The organism is Natrinema gari JCM 14663, assembly GCF_000337175.1.
Lineage (GTDB): Archaea > Halobacteriota > Halobacteria > Halobacteriales > Natrialbaceae > Natrinema > Natrinema gari.
Genome location: NZ_AOIJ01000032.1, coordinates 138,450 through 162,781 on the forward strand (window position 1 = coordinate 138,450; position 24,332 = coordinate 162,781).

23 protein-coding genes and 1 pseudogene are annotated in these 24,332 nt (G+C 64.7%); 17 read left to right on the forward strand and 7 right to left on the reverse strand.

All coding sequences use genetic code 11. The features are described from left to right. Positions 1-33 precede the first annotated feature (33 nt). Positions 34-144: pseudogene (locus tag C486_RS20795) on the reverse strand (IS5/IS1182 family transposase); the annotation flags it as partial. A 20-nt stretch (positions 145-164) separates the two neighbouring features. After that, positions 165-851: an RNA ligase partner protein gene (locus C486_RS02915; protein ID WP_008452845.1), complete on the reverse strand. Its 687-nt coding sequence runs from the start codon at positions 849-851 to the stop codon at positions 165-167. A gap of 94 nt (positions 852-945) precedes the next feature. On the opposite strand from C486_RS02915, the gene C486_RS02920 reads away from it, so the two are divergent. Further along, the gene (locus tag C486_RS02920) at positions 946-2,085 is read left to right on the forward strand and encodes an RNA ligase (RefSeq protein ID WP_008452847.1); all 1,140 of its coding nucleotides are present in this window, start codon (positions 946-948) and stop codon (positions 2,083-2,085) included. A gap of 47 nt (positions 2,086-2,132) precedes the next feature. Here the strand turns inward: C486_RS02920 and C486_RS02925 are convergent, their stop codons facing one another. Then, positions 2,133-3,875, reverse strand: coding sequence for a histidine kinase N-terminal 7TM domain-containing protein (locus C486_RS02925; protein WP_008452849.1), 1,743 nt, complete (start codon positions 3,873-3,875; stop codon positions 2,133-2,135). Between the two features lie 107 nt (positions 3,876-3,982). Further along, the gene (locus tag C486_RS02930) at positions 3,983-5,149 is read right to left on the reverse strand and encodes a cystathionine gamma-synthase (protein WP_008452851.1); all 1,167 of its coding nucleotides are present in this window, start codon (positions 5,147-5,149) and stop codon (positions 3,983-3,985) included. 164 nt (positions 5,150-5,313) lie between these two features. On the opposite strand from C486_RS02930, the gene C486_RS02935 reads away from it, so the two are divergent. The 14 genes from C486_RS02935 (at position 5,314) to C486_RS03000 (ending at position 20,148) form a co-directional block, all read left to right on the forward strand. Next, positions 5,314-6,675: an MBL fold metallo-hydrolase gene (locus C486_RS02935; protein ID WP_008452853.1), complete on the forward strand. Its 1,362-nt coding sequence runs from the start codon at positions 5,314-5,316 to the stop codon at positions 6,673-6,675. 145 nt (positions 6,676-6,820) lie between these two features. Further along, positions 6,821-7,129, forward strand: a complete 309-nt coding sequence (locus tag C486_RS02940; protein ID WP_007109419.1) for a 50S ribosomal protein L21e — start codon at positions 6,821-6,823, stop codon at positions 7,127-7,129. A gap of 7 nt (positions 7,130-7,136) precedes the next feature. After that, the gene (locus C486_RS02945) at positions 7,137-7,493 is read left to right on the forward strand and encodes an RNA polymerase Rpb4 family protein (RefSeq protein WP_008452856.1); all 357 of its coding nucleotides are present in this window, start codon (positions 7,137-7,139) and stop codon (positions 7,491-7,493) included. A 271-nt stretch (positions 7,494-7,764) separates the two neighbouring features. Beyond that, positions 7,765-9,216 carry an APC family permease gene (locus tag C486_RS02950; RefSeq protein WP_008452858.1) on the forward strand — a complete coding sequence of 484 codons (1,452 nt, stop codon included), beginning with the start codon at positions 7,765-7,767 and terminating at the stop codon, positions 9,214-9,216. 113 nt (positions 9,217-9,329) lie between these two features. Continuing rightward, complete coding sequence (locus tag C486_RS02955; RefSeq protein WP_008452861.1) at positions 9,330-9,926, forward strand: DUF655 domain-containing protein; 597 nt, start codon at positions 9,330-9,332, stop codon at positions 9,924-9,926. A gap of 173 nt (positions 9,927-10,099) precedes the next feature. Then, positions 10,100-10,939 carry a 16S ribosomal RNA methyltransferase A gene (locus C486_RS02960; protein WP_008452863.1) on the forward strand — a complete coding sequence of 280 codons (840 nt, stop codon included), beginning with the start codon at positions 10,100-10,102 and terminating at the stop codon, positions 10,937-10,939. Between the two features lie 105 nt (positions 10,940-11,044). Continuing rightward, on the forward strand, positions 11,045-12,205 hold the full coding sequence (locus C486_RS02965; RefSeq protein ID WP_008452866.1) for a mechanosensitive ion channel family protein: 1,161 nt from the start codon (positions 11,045-11,047) through the stop codon (positions 12,203-12,205). After that, positions 12,202-12,771, forward strand: a complete 570-nt coding sequence (locus tag C486_RS02970) for a HemK2/MTQ2 family protein methyltransferase (protein WP_008452868.1) — start codon at positions 12,202-12,204, stop codon at positions 12,769-12,771. Before C486_RS02965 ends, C486_RS02970 begins: the two co-directional genes overlap by 4 nt. Positions 12,772-13,446: 675 nt before the next feature. Beyond that, positions 13,447-14,451, forward strand: coding sequence for a 5-methyltetrahydropteroyltriglutamate--homocysteine methyltransferase (locus C486_RS02975; RefSeq protein ID WP_049910072.1), 1,005 nt, complete (start codon positions 13,447-13,449; stop codon positions 14,449-14,451). After that, complete coding sequence (locus tag C486_RS02980; RefSeq protein ID WP_008452871.1) at positions 14,448-15,524, forward strand: methionine synthase; 1,077 nt, start codon at positions 14,448-14,450, stop codon at positions 15,522-15,524. The genes C486_RS02975 and C486_RS02980 overlap by 4 nt, the downstream gene beginning before the upstream one ends. Before the next feature lie 201 nt (positions 15,525-15,725). Beyond that, complete coding sequence (locus C486_RS02985) at positions 15,726-16,343, forward strand: nitroreductase family protein (RefSeq protein WP_008452873.1); 618 nt, start codon at positions 15,726-15,728, stop codon at positions 16,341-16,343. Positions 16,344-16,497: 154 nt separating this feature from the next. Further along, positions 16,498-17,619 (forward strand): Gfo/Idh/MocA family protein, encoded by a 1,122-nt coding sequence (locus C486_RS02990; RefSeq protein WP_008452876.1) that lies wholly within the window; start codon positions 16,498-16,500, stop codon positions 17,617-17,619. Positions 17,620-17,707: 88 nt separating this feature from the next. Next, a complete protein-coding gene (locus C486_RS02995) occupies positions 17,708-18,940 on the forward strand; it encodes an HD domain-containing protein (protein WP_008452878.1) in 1,233 nt (410 codons plus the stop codon). Positions 18,941-19,107: 167 nt separating this feature from the next. Then, positions 19,108-20,148: an amidohydrolase family protein gene (locus tag C486_RS03000; RefSeq protein WP_008452879.1), complete on the forward strand. Its 1,041-nt coding sequence runs from the start codon at positions 19,108-19,110 to the stop codon at positions 20,146-20,148. An 18-nt stretch (positions 20,149-20,166) separates the two neighbouring features. Here the strand turns inward: C486_RS03000 and C486_RS03005 are convergent, their stop codons facing one another. Further along, complete coding sequence (locus C486_RS03005) at positions 20,167-20,706, reverse strand: gamma carbonic anhydrase family protein (protein ID WP_193787467.1); 540 nt, start codon at positions 20,704-20,706, stop codon at positions 20,167-20,169. Between the two features lie 387 nt (positions 20,707-21,093). Here C486_RS03005 and C486_RS19945 point away from each other — a divergent pair, with 387 nt between their 5' ends. Next, positions 21,094-21,399, forward strand: coding sequence for a hypothetical protein (locus tag C486_RS19945; protein WP_145973512.1), 306 nt, complete (start codon positions 21,094-21,096; stop codon positions 21,397-21,399). 106 nt (positions 21,400-21,505) lie between these two features. Here C486_RS19945 and C486_RS03015 read toward each other — a convergent pair whose 3' ends face one another. Together C486_RS03015 and C486_RS03020 are read right to left on the reverse strand one after the other, a co-directional pair. Continuing rightward, positions 21,506-22,942, reverse strand: a complete 1,437-nt coding sequence (locus C486_RS03015) for a DEAD/DEAH box helicase family protein (RefSeq protein ID WP_008452888.1) — start codon at positions 22,940-22,942, stop codon at positions 21,506-21,508. A gap of 96 nt (positions 22,943-23,038) precedes the next feature. Then, positions 23,039-23,413: a CBS domain-containing protein gene (locus tag C486_RS03020; RefSeq protein WP_014863449.1), complete on the reverse strand. Its 375-nt coding sequence runs from the start codon at positions 23,411-23,413 to the stop codon at positions 23,039-23,041. 179 nt (positions 23,414-23,592) lie between these two features. Here C486_RS03020 and grpE point away from each other — a divergent pair. After that, a partial coding sequence (grpE, locus tag C486_RS03025; RefSeq protein ID WP_008452892.1) for a nucleotide exchange factor GrpE occupies positions 23,593-24,332 on the forward strand: 740 nt, incomplete at its 3' end.

Below are 24,332 nucleotides of genomic sequence, written 5' to 3' on the forward strand. Positions count from 1 at the left end.
TTCGTGCAGCTCGAGAGTATCATAGAAGTCTTCTCACACCGAGATCACGGTACTTCCTCGATTGTCTCCACGTTCATAGTTGGTGATCGCAACGACGAGACAGAGAGCAAGAAACACCTGCGTTCGTGCATGGACACGGGTTCGGCGCGATGTGGAGGTGTAACTCACGCCCCGTCCTCGACGCCGGCGGCACGCAGGTACTCCTCGAGCAGCGTCGGGAACTGCCCGCCCCGAACGTAGCGGAGCCCGAACTCGTCGGCCCAGGAGATGATCCCCCGGTCCTCAGTGACGACGCCGGCGTCGAGTTCGCGAGCGAGGATCAGGAGGTCGAAGTCCTCGCGGGAATCGAGGACGCCTTGTCGGAGCGCGCGGCGGTACTTGTCACGCATATCCGAGAGGATGCGGTCGGCGTCGGTCATGTACTCCTCGCGGCCGTCGTCGGTCGACCCGCCGGCGAGCGCCTCGGGATCGAGTTGTTCGACCTCGCGGATCGCCTTCTCCGAGACGCGGAGGCCGCGGTCGACCCGATCGCTCATCTCGTCGATGAAGTCGTAGACGATGTCCGCCGGGATCATGACGCCGTACCGGTCCGGGCTCTTGCGGACGACCCACGTGTCGAGCCGCGAGAACACCGCCTCGTCGACATCGCGTTCGCGTAACATCGTCGCGAGTTCGTCGTGGATCGACGGCGGCACGTAACAGGAGATGTTGAGTTCGAGCCGAGCGGTCGCGATGCGTTCGAGTAGCCGGACGACGGCGTCCTCGAGCGAGTCGTCGTCCCGCCGGATCTCCTCGGTGATGAACAGCGACGTGTCGAGGACGAACCGTTGGCGCGGCAGTTCCCCGGGCATGGTCGTCCGTTGCACGGGGCGCTACATAGGCCCTGTCTCTTATACACATCTNCCCGGCCCGGTGTTTTTTACCGGGAACGTGGTCGAACGACGCATGGACCGCGAGGACTACCTCGAGCGGCTCGGGGCCACCACTGACGAGCCCACTGACCTCTTCGAACACTTCGAGCAGCGGTCGGTGGGCGGCCGGACCCACCACGTACTGACCGCCGCCCGCCACGGCGTCGAGCGCGGAACGGTCATCGTCGAGGAGAGCGACGCCGTCGTCCGCGGCTATCCAAGCGTTCCACGAGTCCTCGTGCTCGATCCCGGTCTTCCCTCGTTCTTCGAGGGGACCGATAGCGTCGCCGTCGAGGAGAAATTGGACGGGTTCAACGTCCGCATCGCGCTCGCCGGAGGCGACGGTGATGCTCCTCTCGCATTCACCAGAAGCGGCTACGTCTGTCCGTATACGACGGCACGAGCGCGCGACCGGCTCCCGCTGGCTGCTTTCTTCGCGGAGCATCCGACGAAGATCCTCTGTACCGAGCTGATCGGGCCGGAGACGCCTTACACGAGCCACGACTACGAGGACATCGACTCCCACGAGTTTCGGGTGTTCGACGTTCGGGACCGCGAATCCGGCGATCCCGTTCCCGTAGCCGATCGGCGAATCCTCTGTGCGGAGTACGGCGTCGGGCAGCCGCGATGGTTCGGCCGCTCGGAGCCGTCCGCCGCCGTGGAGACGGTTCGAGACGCCATCGACGAACTCGATGCGGCGGGACGGGAGGGCGTCGTCGTCAAATCCGCGGACGGCGAGTCGATGGTCAAGTACACGACGGAAACCCAGCACCACGCGGAACTCGCCTACGCGTTCTCGTTGCCCTTCGAACACGGTCGGGACTTCGTCTTCTCCCGGATCGTTCGTGACGCGTTTCAGGCCGTCGAGTCGGGCGATTCCGACGACCGACTCCGTGAGCGAGCGCGAGACCTCGGTGAGTCGATCCTCCACCCGATGGTCTCGACCATTCGGGACGTTCGAGACGGCGATCAGGTCGGGGAACGCCATACCGTCAGGGGCGACCCCGATGCGATCGACGCGTTGTTCGAGCACCTCGACGACCAGTCGCTGACGATCGACCGTCGGTCCGACCGCCGCGAGGACGGCACACGCGTCGTCGAGTTCGTGAAAGTGGCCGAATCGAGCCGAGACCGGATCCAGTACTATCTGGACGGTGGCACCAGAGACGAGTGACGGGACCAATGCCGCTTCGTGAGCACTCCCACGAGTCCGCGACCGGGTTAGGGTCCTGCCGAGTCGGCCTCGAGGTCGGGTTCCGAACCGCCGTTCGAGGCCGACGCCTCCCCGGTCGTCTCGACGCCGCGGAACTCGAACCTGGCACCGCCGGTCTCGCTTTCGGTGACTGACGAGGTCCACTCGTGGGCCGTCGCGATTTCGTCGACGATCGAGAGTCCGAACCCCGTTCCGTCCTCGTCGGTCGTGTAGCCGGCCTCGAAGACGTTCTCGCGCTTGGAGGGTGGAATCCCGACGCCGTCGTCCGCGACGTAAAACCCCGTGACCGAGCCGCCGGACGGGTCGGCGACCGTCCCAACCGTGATTTCGAGGTCGGCACTGTCCGCACGCTCGCTGCCGTGCTCGATCGCATTGCGAAACAGGTTCTCGAGCAGTCGCGTGGTCCGCTCGGGATCGGCGAGAACCGTGACGTCGGCGTCGATCGCGATCGACGCCGAACCGGTATCGACGCCGCTCCATGCCCGGTCGGCGATGGCAGCTAGCGCGACCGGCTCCGGATCGGCCACGTCTGCCCCCTCGCGAGCGAGCGTGAGGACGTCCTCGATGATCGTTTCCATCCGGTCGTGGGACTGCTCGATTTCCTCGAGATACTCCGCGTCGTCGTCGGCTTCCCGAGCGAGGTCGAGGTAGCCGTTCGCGACGTTCAAGGGATTGCGGAGGTCGTGGGAGACCAGATCGGCGAACTGCTCGAGGCGTTCGTTCTGTCGCTCGAGTTGTGCTTCCCGGCGCTTGCGGTCGGTGATGTCCCGGATCATGAACAGCCAGCCGACGTGGCGACCGCGGCCGTCCTCGATCGGCGTCGTCCGGAAGTGATAGTGACCGTCACTGAGTTCGAACTCGCGGTCACCCGATGTCGGCGTCGCGGTCAGGTCCCGGTAGCCCTCCCTGAGTTCGGGCCGCCCTGCCAGCAGCGTGTCGATGTCCGCTCCGATCGGGGACGAATCGATGTCCTCGAGGAGGTCCCGACCGACGGGGTTCAGATCGATCAACCGATCCTGCTCGTCGACGACGAAGACGGCGTCCGAAACGTTTGCGAGCACGCGGTCGCGAGCGATCGGGACGATGTCAGTCAGTCGGTAGCGCGTGATCGCGACCGCGTACAGGGCCCCCATCACGAGGAAGCCGACCGGCGATATTTCGACGTCGACGGGGCCGAAAACGTAGAGGGCGTTCGCGGCCCAGGCCGCGACCGTCCCGACGACCAGCATGGCGGTCTGGCCCCGGTAGATGGACTGTGACCGATAGAGGCGTCCGGCGATCAACACCGTGGCGACGGCCAGAATCGCGTAGCCGTAGACCACGTTCGCCCAGAATACGATTCCCCACTCGACGGTTCCGTCGACCACGGTGAAGAACCGCTGCCCGGGATTTACAGCAACGACGACGAGTACCAGTATCGGCTCGAGAGAGAGGAGCGCGATCGTCGCCGGTCTGACGAACTGTTCGCGTCCGGTATACTCGAGCGTGAACACGAGCAACGTCAGCAGATACAGCCCGACGCCGAGAAAGAGGCTTACCAACAGGGCGTGGGCAACGGTGCTCGCTGGGTCGACGGCCGTTCTGGCTAACAGCGATGCGGCCCACAGCCCCGTCGCCAGGACGTTCACGAGCAACGGGATCGCACCGATCCGCTCGCGGTGTCGGTAGAGGACACCGGCGAGCACGACGCTATTGACGGCGACGATCGCGTAGATTGCCTGAATGAGGTTGACTCCCGTCCCGAGGGCCATGGATAAACTCGAAGGTCAACCACGTAAAGTTCACTGGCCGTTTGACCGGCCACGCGGCTGGACTGCGGTCGTCGGGGCCCGGAGACGATCGGCGTCGATCGCGTCGGTTACGACAGCACGGCGTCGATCGCGCCCTCGAGGTCGGCGATCAGGTCGTCGACGTGCTCGATGCCGACGCTCGCACGGATCAGGCTGTCCGTGAGTCCAGCCTCGATGCGCTCCTCGCGGGGAATCGCGGCGTGGGTCATCGGTGCGGGCTGTTCGATCAGGCTCTCGACCCCGCCGAGACTCTCCGCGAGCGTGAACACCTCGGTGTTCGAGACGACCTCGCTCGCTTCCTCAAGGGTCGCGTCGAGTTCGAAGCTCAACATGCCGCCGAAGTCGTCCATCTGTTCGGCGGCGATCTCGTGGCCGGGGTGGGACTCGAGGCCCGGGTAGTAGACCAGTTCGACATCGGGGTGGTCGTCGAGCCATTCGGCGATCGCGCGGGCGTTCTCGCAGTGACGGTCCATGCGGACGGGCAGGGTTTTGGTGCCCCGGAGGACGAGGAACGACTCGAACGGGCCCGGCGTCGCGCCGACGGAATTCTGATAGAAGCCGAACTCCTCGTCTAACTCCTCGTCGTTCGTCAGGAGCGCGCCGCCGACCACGTCCGAGTGGCCACCGAGGTACTTGGTCAGCGAGTGGGAAACGATGTCCGCCCCGAGGTCGAGCGGCCGCTGGAGGTACGGCGTCGCGAACGTGTTGTCGATCGCACAGAGCGCGTCGTTGTCGTGAGCGATCTCGGCCGCGCCAGCGATATCGACGATCGACATGAGCGGGTTCGTCGGCGTCTCGAGCCAGAGCAGTGCCGTCTCCTCGCGAAACGCCGCTTCGATCTCGTCGAGGTCGGTCATGTCGACGAACGAGAACTCGATGTCGTAGTCCTCGTAGACCTGCGTGAAGATGCGGTGTGTGCCGCCGTAGACGTCGTTGCCGGTGATGACGTGGTCGCCGGCCTCGAGCAGATTGAGGACGGTGTTGATCGCGGCCATCCCGCTGGCGAACGCCCGGCCGTACTCGGCGTGTTCCAGGCTCGCGAGGTTCGCCTCGAGGTCCGTTCGGGTCGGGTTGCCGGTCCGGGAGTACTCGTAGCCACGATGTGCGCCGGGGGCGTCCTGTTTGTACGTCGAGTTGGCGTGGATCGGGGTCATCAGCGCGCCGGTTTCGTCGTCCGGGTTCTGGCCGGCGTGGATCGATCTGGTCTCGATTCGTCGGTCGGAGTCGTCGTCCATACCGACCCCAACGAAATCGAGCGGGGTTACTCTTGCTCTCTCGACCGAGGTGTCGACGGTCCCGCCGACCGCGGTTCGACTCCGTTCGGTCTCGGCGACGGATTCGTTCTCATACTGTGTAGCTCCTGCGAGCGTATATCCATCCGATTGTCATTTCACGCCATATGCGCGTTCGGCACATCAAGTCGTCAACCGTGCTCGTCGAATCGGAAGACACGGCAGTCCTCTGTGACCCCTGGATCGTTGACGGCGCGTTCTACGGTGCCTGGGCACACTACCCGCCAGTCGAACTCGAGCCCGAAGATCTCAACCACGCCGATTACATTTACATCTCGCACATTCATCCGGATCACTGCCACCGGGCGACGCTCGAGCGCCTCGACGCCGACATTCCGGTTCTGATACACGACTACAACTGGGACTTCCTCAAACACAACGTCGAAGCGGCCGGGTTCGACGTCCGCGAACTCCCACACGACGAGCGGGTTCACCTCGGCGGGGACCTGTACGTGAACGTGCTCGCGTCGGACGACTGCGACCCGGAGGTCTGTGGGAACCACTTCGCCTGTCCGTGGATGGCCGAGGACGCGAGCACACAGGGTATCGACGGCTCGACACAGATCGACTCCATGGCGGTTTTCGACGACGGCGAACACACCGTCCTCAATCTGAACGACTGTCGCTGGCCGATGTCCCGACACGCCGCCGGCCGCGTGAAACAGCAGTACGGTGAGATCGATCTCGCAATGTTGCAGTACACCTTCGCCGGCGGCTATCCACAAAGCCGGATCGACTACTCCCACGAGAAACTGCTCGCGGAACGCGAGGAGCGCCGACTCCAGTCCCTGGACAACGCCGCCGGCTTCCTCGAGTTGCTCGAGCCCGACTACTACATGCCCTTCGCGGGGAGCTACACGCTCGCGGGCGACCTCGCGGAGCTGAACGAGTACGTCGCGCGATCGACGCGAACGCAGGCGCGGGACTACTTCGCGGACGAGGACCGGGTCAGCGACGACGCAGAGTGTGTGCTCCTCAACAGCGGCGACTGGTTCGATGTCGTCGCCGGCGAGCAATCCGCCCCCTACGAGCCCGTCGATCCCGACTCGCGTCGGGAGTACATCGAGACCGAACTGGCGGACCGGGAATTCACCTACGAGTCGGACCCGATACCAACGCCGGCGGAGTTCCGAGAGTACGTGCCCGCGGCCTACGAGAACTTCGACGCGAAGCGCCGCGGGATCGGATTCGAGTCGGAGACCGAGGTCGTCCTCTCGCTGGTCGACGATCAGTACCTGCGGTTTACAGCCGACGGCGGCGAACACGAGATCGTCGAGGGGCTCCCGGAGCGAACCGATCGGCGACGAGTCCGGCTGGAGATGGACCCCCGGCTGACGCTGCGAATCCTGAAGGGGCCGCGGTACGGCCACTTCAACAACGCCTACATCGGCTCGCATCTGGGGTTCTCGATCGACCCGGACGTCTACGAGCGGCCGCTGTTCTACGCGATGAGTTTCCTCCACGCGTGAGGCCAGGGCCCGCGCGTCCGGGAGGCGATACCCCGATTACCCCACCCGATCCCGTGCGGACGAACGAATCCCACCCCCCGACGGAAACCGGTGGGTGGAATACGTGTGTTTTATAACCGTCACCGGACAAAGCGGTCGTACGACTATGCCGAAATCTAATGGCCCTCGTCAGGGAACCCGGAGAAAGCTCGCGAACGATCCTCGAGACCGCGGTACCTCGCCGCCACAGCGTGCGATTCAGGAGTACGAGGAAGGGGAGAAAGTCCACCTGAAGATCGACCCGAGCACCCCGAACGGTCGCTTCCACCCGCGATTCGACGGTCGCACCGGTGAGGTCGTCGGGAAACAGGGCGACGCCTTCAAGGTCGAGATCGTCGACGGCGGGAAGGAAAAAACGCTGCTCGTGACCGCCGCCCACATGCGCGCACAGAATCAGGAAAAGAGCCGGATCTAACCGCAGGATGACGATCTTCAAAGAGATCGTCGACGAGGAGTTCCTGACGGTCTCGGAAACGAAGGAGCTGCTCGCCGACATCGAAGCCGAACGCGCGATGGACGAGGATCGCGAGCTGCGCTACGAGCTCGCGCGAGCGATCGAACACGCGAACCGATTCGCCGTCCTCGAGCCCGAGGAGGCCCAGGCCCTGGTCGAGGACCTGCAGGACCTCGAGAAGGTCGACGAGCCGACGGCCTACAAGATCGCCAACCTCCTGCCGCGCGACCGGGACGAACTCCGGTCGGTGTACGCAAAGCAGCGCTACTCGCTGTCGGGGGACGAACTCGACGAGATTCTCAACGTCGTCGCGCAGTACGCCTGAACGAAGTTCGCAGTTTCCGTTCGGAGCGTTCCCGCCGCGCCGGTCGACGTTCGACGATCACGACTACAGTAGCAACTGCAAGTCGATACCCACTCGATCCCAGGACAGCGTCGCGATCGATGTACAAATCGGTTCAGTCGCGACGATAGCACCGGCGCTCGAGGCCGCGTTTCCGAGTTGTTTTTAATTCTCGTGTAACTGCCACCGACTGGTATTTCCCGTCGCCTTTCCGTGGCAGGGGAACGAGGGATCAGGGTAGGTGGTGTCGGTCATGGACAGCGCTGAGACGGAGACCGGACCGATGGAGTCACACGAAACCGACTCGCTCGAACGGGATATCGGCCTTCTCGGAGCCACGGCGATCGGGGCGGGAACGATGATCGCCGGCGGCATCTTCGTTCTCTCGGGACTCGCCGTCGCAAACGTCGGCGCGGCGGCGATCGTCTCGTTCGGGCTGGCGGCGATCGTCGCGTCGTTCACCGCCCTGACCTACGCCGAATTCGCGACCATCTACACGGTCGATGGCGGCGGCTACGCCTACGTGGCCGAAGTGTTCGATTCCGACTGGTCGTATGTGATCGGCTGGCTGCTGATTCTGGGGTACCCCGCGAGCGCGGCCTTCTATCTCGCGAGCTTCGCTGACTGGTTCACCCGATTCGTACGGCCCGGGATAGCGCTCCCCGAGGCGCTCCCGTACTGGCTCCCGGGAGTCGTCGTCCTCGCAGTTCTCGTCGGGGTCAACCTCGCCGGTGCCGAGGAGACGGGTCGATTCCAGATCGTCGTCACCGGGCTGAAGATCGCGCTCATCGGGCTGTTCCTGATCGGCGGCCTCCGTGCGTTCAACGCGGACGTCGTGGCGTCGTCGCTTACGGCTAACGCCACGCAGTTCGATGATATCACCCTGACCTCGGCGCTCGTGTTCATCACGTTTTTCGGGTTCGAGGCGATCGCCACGAGCGAGGGTGAGATCGAAACGCCCGAGCGGACCGTTCCGCGGGCGATTTTCCTGAGCATCGCCGTCGTCACCGTCCTCTACGTACTGGTGGTCGTCGTGGTAGTGCTGGCGATCAACGACAGCGGCTTCCTTTCGTTCCTCGCCGAGCGAGCCGGGCTGTCGTCGTCCGGCGCTGCCACGGGGTTCGTCGCCGACCACGGCGAGGTCGCGATGGCGCGGGCGGCCCAGTACTACCTCGGCGACGCCGGGTTCTACGTCTTCATCGTCGGCGCGCTGCTGTCGATGATCTCGGCCGCCAACGCGACCGTGCTGGCCGGCTCTCGAGTGAAACTGGCGATGGCCAGACGCGATCACCTCCCGGAACGGGTCCGACGGATCGACCCACAGTCCGGTGTCCCGACGGTCGCGGTGGTGCTGACCGGCTGTCTCATCCTCGTTTTCTTCCTGCTGTTCGGCGTCGTCTTCGGCGCGTCTCCGGGCCAGGCCGGCGGTGCCCACGATCCCTTGCTCGGCCTCGAGTCGCTGGCTCACTTCGCGGATGTCATGCTCCTCGGCGGGCTGGTGTTCGTCAACGTTGCGTTGATTCGGTCCCGCCGGAAGGAACCCGACCGGGAGCGGCGGTTCCGAGTCCCGGGCGTGCCGTGGGTGCCGCTGCTCGCGATCGGCTCGAACCTCGCGCTGCTGGCGAGCGTCGAACTGACGAGTTTGGCGCTGGGGACGCTGGCCGTCGTCGTCGGGATCGTACTCTGGTTCGGCGTTCTCGACTGATCGCGACGGCGTCGCACCGCGACCCGAAGCGAGTCGCACGCCTTCCGTTCCCTCGAGCAGCGTCTTGAAAGTGGGCCGACTCTTTAAGTACGGCCTCGCCGTACCGTAAACCAATGAGCGAAGCTGATCGCGATGAGATGGACGTTCGTCGGGCGGTCGTGTTGGACTATCTGGCACACGGGCTGTCGGACGACGGCCGACCACAGTACGCGAAGTCACCGGCAGGCTACGCTGTCGGGATCGAGGACTTCCAGCTCTATCAGGTCGCGTTCGACGAGGACGAGCGGCTCACGATCGGTAGCGAAGTCGTCGTCGAACCGCCCGCCGACCGAGGAGTCGTTACCGAGTGTCACCGCGTCGAGTACGACGATCTCTCGTCGGGGGCCCAATCGGAACTCGAGTACGTCGTCGCCGACCTCGTCGAGGAGAACGAGGAGCGGTTCGTCGACTTCTACAACGACGCCCAGCCGATCACGCTGCGACTCCACCAGCTGAACCTGCTGCCGGGGATCGGGAAGAAGCTCCGCAACGGCATCTTAGACGAGCGAAAGCGCAAGCCCTTCGAGAGCTTCGACGACCTGTCCGAGCGCGTCTCGGGACTGCACGATCCCGACGAGATCCTCGTCGACCGCATTCTCGAGGAACTGCGCGACGACGACCTGAAGTATCAGACGTTCGTGGGCCGACGCGAGCAGGAGCAGAATCAGTAACGCGACCCAAAACACCGCGGAACGGCAACGGAAACGAGTGCGAGCCCGTAACCGACGACAACCCGTTAGCGTGGCTTCCGCGGGCGACGCGAACAGTCCCGGGAACGGGTGCCCTGACGGAACGGGACGTGTGAGACGGTGCGTTTACACCGGTCCCAGCCGAAGCGTCGGCAATGAGAGATCCAGACGGACTGATCGCTCGGGCCGGCGTTCGCGGCGATCCGGACCGCGATCAACACTTCCTCGTCGACGACCGCGTGCTGGACCGGCTGCCGACCTACCTCGAAGAAATCGACGCCGACACGAGCCACCTGCTCGAGATCGGCGGCGGAACGGGCGCGCTGACGGATCGGCTGCTCGCGATCGGCGACGAGGTCACCGTCGTCGAGCGCGACCGCGAACTCGCTGCCTTTCTGCACGAGGAGTTCGCCGCGGAGATCGACGCCGGTGAACTGACCGTCATCGAGGGTGACGCCCTGGACGTCGACCTGCCCGACTTTACCGCATCGGTGTCGAACCTTCCCTACGGCGTCTCGAGCGAGATCGCGTTTCGGCTCTTTCCGGAGAAGAAGCCCCTCGTCTTGATGTTCCAACAGGAGTTCGCCGAGCGGATGGTCGCCGAGCCCGGGACTTCGGAGTACGGCCGGCTCTCGGTCTCGAGTCAGCACTACGCCGACATCGACCTCGTCGAGTCGATTCCGAAAGAGGCGTTTTCGCCGCCGCCGGCGGTGCAGAGCGCAGTGGTTCGAGCGGTTCCGCGCGACCCCGACTACGCGGTCGAAAACGAGGCGTTCTTCCTGCGGTTCGTCAAGGCGCTGTTCACCCAGCGACGGAAGACGATCCGCAACGCCATCCGGAACACGGCACACATTTCCGGGCTCGCGGAGCCAGAGGCAGTCGTCGATGCGGCCGACGAGGACGTGTTGAGGAAGCGGGCCGGGGCAATGGCTCCCGCCGAGTTCGCCGCGCTGGCGCAACTCGCGAGAGACGTCGGCGAGCCCGCAGACGAGTAAGTCCTCTCGCGACTCCGGAGAGACCGTTCACTGGGTCAATGAACGGAACGAACCAACCAACGGATACACAAAGCTGCGCGGCCGACGAACTCGAGAGACGAACGCATGCTCGGAGTAGTGACGGGGTTCGACTGGTTGTCGGACCTGTTTCCGACGACGACCCTCAAAATCGCGGTGTCGATCGGCGCAGTCGGCCTCGTCGTCGCCGTGTTGCTCGCCTACCAGCGGATTCACGCGTGGGTAGCCGAGCGAGCGCGGCCGCTGTACGCCGACATCGTCGCGATGACGCTGCTTATCAGCGCGTGTGCGGTCAGCGCCGCCGTCGTCACGGGCGTGTGGGGTCGCGCCGACGAGATCCAACAGCTCTATACGGAACTCGATCCGGGTGGAAACACCGTTCCGCGTGCCGTCTTCTCGTTCATTTTGCTCGTCTTGACGGTCATCGTGACGCGGTTCGTCCGCCGGGTGATCGAGGAGGTACTGGACTCGACGGCGGCCGTCACCGAGCACCAGCGACAGGTCACCCACCGCCTCTCGCAGGTGATCCTCTGGTCGGTCTCGCTCGTCGTGATCTTGGGCATCTGGATCGAAGACCTCGGGAGCCTGCTCGTCGGGGCCGGCTTCCTCGGGATCGTTCTCGGGATGGCCGCCAGACAGACGCTCGGCACCGTGCTCGCGGGGTTCGTGTTGATGTTCGCTCGCCCCTTCGAGATCGGCGACTGGATCGAGATCGAGGACGACGAGGGGATCGTCACCGATATCTCGATCGTCAACACCCGCGTCCGGTCGTTCGACGGCGAGTACATCATGATCCCCAACGACGTGATCGCCTCGAGTATGGTGACCAATCGCTCGAAGCGGGGCCGTCTGCGACTCGAGGTCGAGGTCGGCGTTGACTACGGGACGGACGTGGAACGGGCCGCCGACCTCGCCGAGGACGCGGTCGCCGACATCGACGAGGTGCTGTCCGCGCCGTCGCCGCAGGTAGTGGGGAAGTCCTTCGGTGACTCCGCGGTGGTGCTCGGCGTGCGGTTCTGGATCGACAAACCGAGCGCCAGACGCTACTGGATGGCTCGGACCGCCGCGATCGATGCGATCAAGCGGGCCTTCGAGGGCGAAGACATCAAGATTCCGTTCCCGCAGCGGGAACTCTCCGGGCGAGCCGAGACCGGTGGGGTCCGGATCGCAGACGAGAGAGCGGCGTCCGACGAACGCGAGGAGACATCACGAGAGCACCGTATGACGACACTGGAGGAAAACGAATGACACTCGAAGAGCGACGCGACGCCGAACCGGACGTCTACCAGCCCGCCGAGGATTCCCAACTGCTGGCCGAAGCAGCCTGCAAGCGCCTCGCGGGGGGTGAAACGGTGCTCGAGGTGGGCACCGGGTCGGGCTACGTCGCCGCACGGATCGCCGACGAGACGGACGCTCGCGTCGTCGCGTCGGATCTGAACCCACACGCCGTCCGCCAGGCTCGCACCGAGGGCGTCGAGACGGTCCGGGCGGATCTCGTCTCGCCGTTTCGAGACGGGGCGTTCGACGCGGTTGCATTCAACCCGCCGTATCTGCCGACCGATCCCGAAAACGAGTGGGACGACTGGATGGAGCACGCGCTCTCGGGTGGCGAGGACGGGCGGGCCGTCATCGATCCCTTCCTCGAGCGTGTCGGCCGCGTGGTCGCACCCGACGGCGTCGTCTACCTGCTTGTCAGTAGCCTGACGGGGGTCGACGGGGTGGTCGAAGAAGCCGGTGACCACGGGTTCAGCGCCGTGGCCGTCGCCGACGAGTCGTTCCCCTTCGAGACGCTGACGGTGCTCGAGTTACATTGACGGTTTGAGATGGACACGATAAGATGTCCGATGAGTGGTCCTGAAACTGAGATGACGGATAGTTCAGCTAGTGGTCATGCTGCACTGGGATTCTGCTCTTTCACAGAGTCGTGATGCAGCCGTCGAGGTTAGCACACAGACGAATTCGGTCCCATGATTGATTTATTTACTACATAGGTAACCCCAGACGGTGGATCTTCTAATGAAAATATTTTCATGTGATCCCACACACAATAAGCATATGATATCTAGTATTTCGATAATAGATCTTGTGACGATCGCCATTATATTATTTGGTCTGATATATATGGCTGTGTATTTGGCAGTGAAATCAGCATTACAGGAACAGCACCAAGAAAAGATGGATAACACTGATGATGAATGGTAAAATATGAAAATATATAAACCAAATCCTGATTGGGCTAGATGGCGTAGTCTATTTAGCACTACTGCACTAGTAGTATGATTGCTATTTTTCTATTAGCAGACTAGATAGTGGTTATAGCACGGATCAGAGACTACTCTATAGTCATGATATCGAAGGTACGAAAAGAAGACGACATATCGCTGATGTTTGCAACACGCTTGCTACCCTGTCAGGCTGTCGTCTGATTACTGTAGAGCATTAGTTCCGATGGAAAATATTAAGCGTCGGCATAGCCAACCGGTCCTATGATGACTGAGTACGTTTCGACCACGCCGGGGCTGTATCCGCTGCCGGACTGGGCGAAAGACGATCTCTCGGACCTCAAGGGGCACCAGAAACACGATCTCATCAGCGGCGACGAGGATGTGGCAATCACCGCGACCTACGAGGAGGCTCGCGAAGACGTGATCGACGTCCAGCAGGACACCGGCCTCGACCGCATCGTCGAAGGGCAACTGCGATGGGACGACATGCTCGCACACCCGCTCGCGGTCGCCGACGCCGTCGAAACCCACGGCATCGTCCGCTACTACGATAACAACAACTTCTACCGGGAGCCGGTCGTCACCGACGACCTCGAGCCGACCGGTGACATCGCCTCGGAACTCGAGGCGGCGGCCGAACTGGCCCAGGGTGACGACCTGCAGGCCGTCCTCCCCGGCCCGTACTCGCTGTACGATCTTGCGACGGACGAGCACTACGGCGACGACGGCGACTTCCTCGCGGCGATCGCGGCGTTTCTCGAGGGCGAAGTCGACGCCTTCCCGGCCCACGAGACGCTGTTCCTGCTCGAGCCCTCGCTGGTCGAGACCCCACCCGCGGACGGCGAAGACGCGCGTGCAAGCGAGGCGATCGATCGGGTCGCGAGCGCGACCGACGCCGATGTCATCGTCCAGCCCTACTGGGGCGCACTCGAGGAGAAGGTCTACGCACACCTGCTCGATGCCGACATCGACGCGGTCGGCTTCGACTTCGTCGCGAACCAGGACGACAACCTCTACAACATTCAGGAGTACGGCACGACGGACAACGTCGCGCTCGGCCTCGCGGACGGCCAGAACACGCTCGTCGAGGATCCCGAGGCGATCCGTGACCGAACCGAGTGGGTCGACGGCCAACTCGGCGTCACCGAGTTCGAGACGGTGTATCTGACGACGAACACCGGGACGTTCTACCTGCCGTACGGCAAGTACGTAGCGAAACTCGAGGCCCTTGCCGAAGCCGCGGATCTCGCGGAGGTGACCGCAGCATGAGCACGAACGAGAACAAGGAGCAGTTCCGACAGCCCGACCACGAGCACGACCACTTCCTGCTGACGACCGTCGTCGGCTCCTACCCCAAGCCCAAGTGGCTCAACCGGGCGAAGGACCTGTACGAGGACGAGGACAGCGACTTCGACGCGGACAACTGGCAGGAAGCGAAAGACGACGCGGCCCGCCTGATTACGGCCGAACACGAGCGCGCCGGCTTGGATGTCGTCGTCGACGGCGAGATGCGGCGCAACGAGATGGTCGAGTTCTTCGCCCACCGCATCGAGGGCTACGAGTTCAACGGGCCCGTCAAGGTCTGGGGTCACAACTACTTCGACAAGCCAAGCGTCGTCAGCGAGGTCGAGTACGACGAGTCGTGGCTGGTCGACGAGTACGAGTTCACCGCCGACGCGAGCGACCGGCCGGTCAAAGTTCCGATCACGGGGCCATACACCCTCGCGAACTGGTCGTTCAACGAGGCCTACGAGGACGACGACGCCCTCACCGTAGAGCTCGCCGATCTCGTCAACGAGGAAATCGAGAAGCTCGTCGACGCCGGCGCGCGCTACATCCAGATCGACGAGCCCGCGCTCGCGACCACGCCCGACGACCACGCCATCGTCGGCGAAGCGCTCGAGCACATCGTCGCCGACATCCCCGAGGAGGTCCGTATCGGCCTTCACGTCTGTTACGGCGACTACTCCCGGATCTACCCCGAGATTCTGGAGTTCCCCGTCGACGAGTTCGATCTCGAACTCGCCAACGGCGACTACGATCAGCTGGACGTCTTCAAAGACCCCGAATTCTCCAAGGACCTCGCTCTTGGCGTCTGCGACGCTCACGTCGCCGAGGTCGAGTCCGTCGAGCAGATCGAGGCGAACATCAAGAAGGGACTGGAGGTCGTCCCGCCAGAACAGCTGGTCATCTCGCCGGACTGCGGCGTGAAACTACTGCCCCGCGATGTCGCCTACGGCAAGATGGCGAACATGGTGCAGGCGGCCCGCAACGTCGAAGCCAATCTCGATGCGGGCGAGATCGATGTCGAGCGCGGTGTGCCGACGCCGGCTGACGACTGACCGCTCGGTCCCATCGCTGCGTTCGGCCAGGGGCGTTCGTCGGCCGAAATTGCCGTCGAAGCCGCGCTGTTCTCTCGAGCTACCACACACCGTGTCGGCGACGACACTGGTAACTCAACCATCAGGACCCGGACACGAGTGTTACCTGGTAACCCATTTGTCCGATAATATATACATAGGTGGGGTCCAAATAAATGGCCGATGCAAGACTCACCCGAGACTGGACGCGAGCTCAGTGACGAAGTCGCCGAACACCGCGAGCCCGACCACGATATCGATCCGCTGTTCGTCAACCGCTGGTCGCCGCGCGCGATGACCGGCGACCCGCTCGACGAGGCGGCGTACCTCCCGCTGTTCGAGGCCGCCCGCTGGGCCCCCTCCGCGTTCAACAACCAGCACTGGCGGTTCATCTACGCGAGCCGCGAGGACGACGAGTGGGAGACGTTCCTCGATCTCCTTTCGGAAAACAACCAAACGTGGGCGAGCGACGCCGCCGTCCTCACGGTCATCGTCTCGAAAACGACCTTCGACCACAACGGCGAACCGGCCCCCGTCCACTCCTTCGACACTGGTGCGGCCTGGGAGAACCTCGCGCTCGAGGGCGCACGCCGCGGGCTGGCCGTCCACGGGATGGCCGGGTTCGATTACGAGCGAGCGGCCGATGCGCTCGACATCCCCGACGAGTACGCGGTCGAGGCGATGGTCGCGATCGGCGAGCGCGCACCCGCCGAAACGCTCCCGGAGGAGTTACAGGAACGCGAGCAGCCGAGCGACCGCAAGCCGCTCGCCGAAACGCTCCATCGCGGCGGCTTCGAGTAAGCCGCGCCGCTCGCGTTCGGTCCCGTCACTCCGGGTGCAGGGCTGTGGACGGCCGTCACTGGATCGTCGGGGCGTACACGCTCGACTCGACCGCCGGCGCGGTGCCCGTGGATGCACGGCAAAGCGCTAACTACGGGGCCGATGAAGACCGCCCATGACACTCGAGGTCGGCGTGCTCGGCTATCGGTTCATTGGCACGGCACACGCGAACGCGATGGCGCGACTGCCGATGTTCTTCCCGGACGCGCCCGAGATCGAACGCAGCGTGCTCGTCGGTCGCGACGAGGACGCGCTTACCGAGGCCGCCGACCGTCTCGGGTTCGCGTCGATCTCGACGGACTGGGGCGAGGTCGTCGACGACGTGGACGTGTTCTACAATCTCGGCCCCAATCACGTCCACCGCGAGCCGTCGGTCGCCGCGCTCGAGGCTGGAACGCCGGTCTTCTGCGAGAAGCCGCTCGCGCCGACGCTCGAGGGGGCCAACGTGATGACCGAGGCGGCGCACGCGGCGGGCGACGACGTGCCCGCCGGCTGTGCGTTCAACTACCGGTTCGTGCCGGCGATCAGATACGCAAAGCGGTTGCTCGAGGACGGCGACCTCGGCGACCCCCGACACGTCCGCGGCCGCTACTTGCAAGATTGGCTGGTCGATCCCGAGGTCCCGTGGTCGTGGCGCACCGACGCGGACCTCGCAGGGTCGGGTGCGCTCGGCGATCTCGGCGCGCACACGGTCGATCTGCTCCGCTTTCTCGTCGGCTCGGACGATCTTGCCGGGGAAATCGAGCGAGTTAGTGGTCACCTGAAGACGTTCGTCGACGAGCGGCCGGTCGAGGGCGAAGCTGAAACGAGACCGGTGACGGTCGATGACGCCTACTCCGCGCAACTCGAGTTCGAAAACGGCGCAATGGGGACGATCGAAGCCTCTCGGTTCGCGACTGGCCACAAGAACGACCACACGATCGAGATTCACGGCTCGGACGGCAGTCTGCGCTTCTCCCTCGAGCGCCTGAACGAACTCGAGGTGCTTCGCGAGGGCGACCGCGGCTACGAGACGATCCTGGTCACTGACGAGGACGACCCCTACGTCGACCACTGGTGGCCGCCGGGCCACGTGCTGGGCTGGGAACACACCTTCGTCCACGAGAATTACGAGTTCCTCAGCGCGGTCGCAAACGGACAGGAGTTCGAACCGAACTTCGACGACGGCCTCGCCGCACAGCAGGTACTCGACGCGATCGAGCGCAGCGACGACCGCGGGGCGTGGGTGTCGCCGTAATCGGTTCCTCGGACACGACGGCAACGCAGCCGACGGGATCGACGCCTAGGGACGATAGTTTTTGTACGAACGGGCCCAACTGCAACCAATGAAGATCATCAAGGATAGCGTCCACGACCACATCCAGGTCGACGGCGTCGCCCGGGCTCTGCTGGATACGCCGGCGGTACAGCGGTTGCGACACATCAGTCAACTCGGCACCGTCTCCCTGGTCTACCCCTCGGCCAACCACACTCGCTTCGAACACAGCCTCGGCGTCTACCATCTCGCCTGCGAAGCCCTCGAACGACTCGGGATCGAGGGGCGACAAGCCCACCGAGTTCACGCCGCGGCCCTGCTTCACGATGTCGGTCACGGCCCGTTCAGTCACAACCTCGAGTCGCTGACCTACCGCCGAACGGGGCGCTACCACGACGACGTCGACGACCTGCTCGCCGACGGGGCCGTCGGGGACGTGCTTCGGGAGCACGACCTCGATCCTGCGGCGGTCGCGGGGCTGGTCGCCGGCGAGGGCCGGTTCGGCCAACTCGTCTCGGGCGAACTCGATGTCGATCGGATGGACTACCTGGTGCGCGACGCCCACCACACCGGCGTTCCCTACGGGACGATCGATCACGGCCGGCTGGTCCGGGAACTGACCTTCGCCGACGGCGAACTCGTCCTCGACGAGGGCAACGTCCAGACCGCCGAGAGCCTGCTGGTCGCGCGGGCGCTGATGAACCCGACCGTCTACAGCCACAGCGTCGCCCGGATCAGCAAGGCGATGCTCCGCCGAGCGACCGAACGCCTGCTCGAGGCGTCCGAGCCGGACATCGACGCCGCAACCCTCCAGCGGATGGACGATCACGATCTGATCGCGGCCCTGCGCTCGTGTGCGGCGACGAGCGAGTTCTCCCGGCGATTGGACCAGCGGGATCTGTTCAAGCGGGCGGTGTGGGCCGAGATGAACGACGTCCCCGGAGGAATTATCGAGTCGGATCACGGAATGATCCGCGAGTTCGAGCGCGAGATCAGCGATCGGGCGGGAGTCGATCCGGCACGCGTCATCCTCGACGTGCCGAGTCGCCCGTCCATGACCGAATCGACGACCCGGGTGATGGTCAACGGCGAGATCCGGCAACTCGGCCAGCAGTCGCCGCTCGTGGAGGCGCTGCGGGCGGCCCAGTTCTCCCAGTGGCGACTCGGCGTCTACTCGCCGCGCGAACTGCGCGACCGAGTCGGTCGGGCGGCGGTGGACGTACTCGGGTTGGATATCGACGGGGCGCTGGTCAGCGAGGTCCGGAACGGGATGGACGCGACCCTGGATCAGTTCGTCGAGTAGCGGTGCCCGACGGCTGCGACGGCCGCCGTCTCCGACGGGACGGCAGGGGAGCCGGTGCAGGCTCACCTCTGCTTCTTCGATGAGAGACCGATGCGATGACTGCAGTTGCGAGTCATCTCTCGATCCCGCCCCGAACCGTTGAAGGCACTGACCGAGAACTGACGCGTATGGAACGAACGGGAACGATCCTTCGCGGCCGCGAGTTCGAACCCGTCGAGGGACGGGTCGTCATCGACGACGACGGCCGCATCGAAGCTATCGAGGAGGAGTCCGTCGAGAACGACGATCTCATCCTGCCAGCGTTCGTCAACGCCCACACCCACATCGGTGACTCGATCGCCAAGGAGGCCGGCGGCGGGCTCTCGCTCGAGGAACTGGTCGCGCCGCCTGACGGTCTGAAACATCGGCTCCTGCGGGACGCCTCGCAGGACGACCTCGCCGCCGCGATGCGACGATCGCTGCAGTTCATGCAGCGGGCCGGGACGGCGGCCTGTCTGGACTTCCGCGAGGGCGGCGTCGAGGGAGTCCGAACGCTCGAGAACGCCGCGAGCGACCTCGCGATCGACGCGCTGTCGTTCGCACGCGGGTCGATCGACGCGATGCACGCGGGCGACGGGTTCGGCGCGAGCGGGGCCAACGACGACAGCTTCGATCGGGAACGGACGGCGACGCGCGAGGCGGGCAAGCCGTTCGGCATCCACGCCGGGGAGGTCGACGAGAGCGACATCAACCCGGCGCTGGATCTCAACCCGGACTTCCTGGTACACATGGTTCACCCCGAACGGGTTCACCTGGAGCGGCTCGCGGACAGCGAGGTTCCGATCGTCGTCTGCCCGCGCTCGAACCTCGTGACCGACGTGGGGCTGTCGCCCTACGAAGACTTACACGAGCGGACGACGCTCGCGCTGGGGACGGACAACGTGATGCTCAACTCGCCGTCGATGTTCCGGGAGATGGCGTTCCTCGCGAAACTCTCCACATTGCCGGCCGCCGAGATCCTCCGGATGGCGACGATCAACGGGGCCGAGATCGCCGGTCTCGAGTACGGGCTGGTCGAACCCGGGCGGGAGGCCCGCTTGCTGGTCCTCGACGGCGACTCGGACAACCTCGCCGGTGCCCGCGATCCGGTCCGGGCCGTGGTTCGCCGGGCGGGCGTCGACGACGTTCGCGAGGTCATTTCCGGTGTGGACGACGAGAGCACGCGCTAACGTCGGCTTCAGCCGTCGTCAGTCGAGTCGTTCGGATGTCTCCGCGTGCTCCGTCGAGAGGTCGACGTACCGGTCGGCTGTCGCCTCCAGGTGGGCGTCCTCGAGCTCCGTTTTCGGTTCCGCGGGCGTCCCGGTGACGAGCGTCGATGCCGGGATCTCGGTGCCTTCGGTGACGACGCTGCCAGCGGCGACGACGGCCCCCTCGCCGACGTGCGCGCCGTCGAGGACGACCGCATTCATCCCGACCAGCGCGCGCTCGGCGACGGTTGCGTCGTGGACGATGGCGCTGTGGCCCACCGTCGAGTAGGGCGCGAGTTCGGCCGTCTCGTGGAGGACCGCGTTGTCCTGAACGTTGGCCCCTTCGCCGACGACGATCGTCCCGTGATCGCCGCGCAGCGTCGTGTTCGGCCAGACGCTGGCGTCCGCCTCGATGACGACATCGCCGATGACGACCGCGGCGTCGTCGACGTACGCGGAGTCGGCTACCTGCGGTTCCGTCCCGTCGAACGATCGTAACATAGCCGTTCCTGTCTCGAGAACCGTCTTGAAGCTACCCATCGGCTCCGTCCCGATCGCACCCGGCCGTGCCGTCTCTCGGTCGAGCGAGGGTGGTCGCACCGAACGGAGACGAACGAGTCACCCACCGATACAGTTTGGCACCATTGCTAATGCACACCTCGGAAAAGATGGCCCTGGCGGCACACTGCGGTCCACACGGACAGTAGTCACCGCCTGTCATCCCCCCGAACCATCCCGGTTCGGCCTCCCTCCTGTTCGATTCCGCGTCCGGTCGAGCGGGCTACTCCTCGCCGCGATCGGCGTCCGACGGCCGATCGAACCGCTCCGCGTCGACTCCCGGCGCTCGCGTTCGATAGCCGCCCGGTACGTGGCCTCGAGTCCGAAGATGGCTGTCTCCCCGCCGACGAGACGGTCGAGAACCGCGAGATGGGGACGGACACCGGGCGGACCGGCGCGGAACTGACGGACCGCGGCGATGCTCGAGCCCGTCCCGACCACCCCCGACTGCGGAGCCGCGGGCATATGCATGCTGTATCGATTTCCCTCGACCGGGCGGAGAGTGACGAACAGATGGTATTCAAACCGCCGGTCGAGTGTCCGATCTGCCGCGACGTGCTCGAACTCGACCGGACGCTTGAGGAGCACCTCGTCGAAACCCATACCCACATCGAAGTCGCCCGCTACGTCGCTGCCCGCTCCGATCACGCCGAGGTGCGGCCGGTCTCGGACTGAGACGCCGGACGGACGACCGCCGATACCCGATCGCGTGTCGCTCCCGTCGCCGCCAGCAACGCCGACCCGTCGACCGACCGGCTGCCGGAAGACCGTGAAGGGATCGTTATCGCCGTCGCTCGGCGACGCGTTCCTCACCGGTCTCCTCGCTGACGACCTCGTAGAGCAGCGCGCGTCCGCCGTCGTCGGTCGGCCGCAGGATTCGCCCGAGTCGCTGCGTGAATTCGCGCTCGCTGCCGCTGCCGGAGAGCACGACGGCGACGGTTGCATCCGGCACGTCGACGCCCTCGTCGAGCACATTGGAGGTCGCGATCCGGGTATAGGTCCCTTCGCGAAACCGTTCTAAGATCTCCCGGCGCTCCGCGGCACCGGTCTGATGGGTAATCGTCGGAACCAGAAACCGCTCGCTGACGTCGTACGCGAGGTCGTTGTGGGCCGTAAAGACGATCGTCCGCTCGCCGCGGTGGTCGTCGAGAATCCCCGCCAGCGCCTCGAGTTTGTTCTCGCTGCCGAGCATGAGTTCCCGCGCGCGCTGGCGGGCGAGCAGCGCCTCGCGAGCCTCGGGATCGGTGCCGGATCGCTTGACGAGTTCCTGATAGTCCGACCCGCTCCGCATGTCGATGCCCGACTTCGCGAGGTAGTCCGTGAAAATCCCCTGCGTTCGGTCGTACTCCGCGCGTTCTTCAGGGGTGAGCGAGACCGCGAGTCGCTTGACGTCGTAGTTCGCGAGGTGGTCCCCCGCGAGTTCGTCCACGTCGACCCGATGGATCAGGGGCCCGATGATCCGCTCGATTACCTCGTGGGCCCCGTCAGGCCGCTCGAACGTCGCGGTCAGCCCCAGCCGCGCCGGCGCGGCGAGTAGCCGTGGGATCTCGCGATACCCCTCGCCGCCGAGGTGGTGGACCTCGTCGAAGACGGCGCAGCCGAACCGGTCACCGACTGAATCCGCCTTGAGATACGCCGAATCGTACGTTGAGACGGTGATCGGCTCGAGGCGCTGCTCCCCGCCGCCGAAGCGACCGATCGGTACGTCGAACTCGCGTTCGAGTTCGCGTTCCCACTGCTCGAGGAGGTCGATCGTCGGGACGACGACGAGCGTCGGGACCGAGAGCCGTTCGATCGCCTTTAGCGCGATGACCGTCTTCCCGCTGCCGGTTGGGAGTTCGAGGACGCCGGCGGGTGCTCGCCCGACGGCCTCGAGAGCGGGGCCGTCGGCCCAGCGATCGGTCGCAAGCCAGGTCTCGAGCGCCGTCGCCTGATAGTCGCGGAGTTCGTACGCCGACCGGAACGCCGGAACGGACGCGAGGTCGAGGACGCGATCGTCGACCACGAGATCTGTCGTCGCGATGGCGGCCCGCAAATCGGCGTAGCTGCCGGCGGGAACCCGCCAGCCGTCCGTTCGTGAGTCGGCCTCGAGAGCGGGGACCGATGGTCGGAGCGTCGACGGCGAGACCGATGACTCCCCGAGGCCGTCGATTCGGATCGTCCCGTCCTCGTACCGGAGTGCAATCGCGGTCTCGGTGCCGCTCGCTGCCCTCGTCACGGGCCACAGTCGGGGCAGGGCACACAAATACTGTCCGGTGTCGACGATCTCGAGAGCAGCGAACTCGAGGACCGCGAACCCCCTCCGCGCTCGACCTTACGAGAGATGGGCGGTGACGTCGGTCGAGGAGACCATCCCGACGTAGTCGTCGTCGACGACTGGGAGGTGTTTGATACCGTAGGTAGTCATCATCGCGGCGACTTCTTCCATGTAAAGGTCCGGGGTGGCGGTCTCGACGTCGGTCGTCATCACGTCGGACACAGTCAACTCCGACACGTCTCGGCCGGCAGCGACGGCGTCGAGGACGTCCGTACTGCTGATGATCGCCCGGGGCGAGGTTCGAACGACCAACGCGTTGATATCCGTCTCGCGCATCCGTTTCGTGGCCTCCATTACCGTCTCATCGCCCGAAATCGTCTCCAGTGGAGTTGACATTACGTCTGCGACGGTTTCCCTGTCATCTTGACTCATACGTCTAAAACGGACACAATGGTTATGATGTTTTCCGTCGACGCAGCGACCGCATCGGGTTTCGACCGTCGCACCGGTGCTCGCGGTTACCATCCCTGCACGGCAACGCCGTGTTCCCGCTCGGCCACTGTGATCCGGGTACCTCAACCCTTTTATTACCGCTGTTCGTTGACTGGCATATGAGCGAAGACGAGGGCACGGACACGTCAGCCCAGGGTGTCCCGTCCGCGGAGAACTCCGACGACGGCGAGACGACCGACGTGGGTCCCGCGGCGTCGACGGATGGGGAATCGGAACCGACTCCCGAGGCAGCCGACTCGGAATCGGCAACCACGAGCACCGACGCCGACGCGTCCGACGGAGCGGCCGACGCGGAACAGGATACCGAGACGACCGGAGACGCCGACGACGCGCCCGAAACGAGCGACGACATCCAGCACGTGCTCGATCGGGTCACGGAGTACGACGACGAACTCGCCCGCAAGGTCGGCTCCATCGTCGAGGAGGCCCGTGATCTCAACGGGACCGTCAAACACCAGCGCGAGGAACTCGAGGATCTCACGGAACGCATCGAATCACAGGCCGAAACTATCGGCGATCTTCAGGACGAACTGGAGGAGTACGAGCAGGCCGTCGACGAGCGCGACGAGCGACTCGAGGAGTACAGCGAGGAGATCGAGGACCTCGAAAGTCGGCTCAAGCGCAAGCAGGCGGATTTCCAGAATTACAAGAAACGCGCGAAAAAGCGCCAACAACAGATCAAAGACCGCGCCACCGAGGACCTCGTCGAGCGACTCATCGGCGTCCGCGACAACCTCAAGCGCGCTCTCGAGGAGGACAGCGGCGACGCCGAGAGCCTCCGGGACGGCGTCGAGATGACGCTGCGCGAGTTCGACCCTGTCTCTTATACACATCTCTG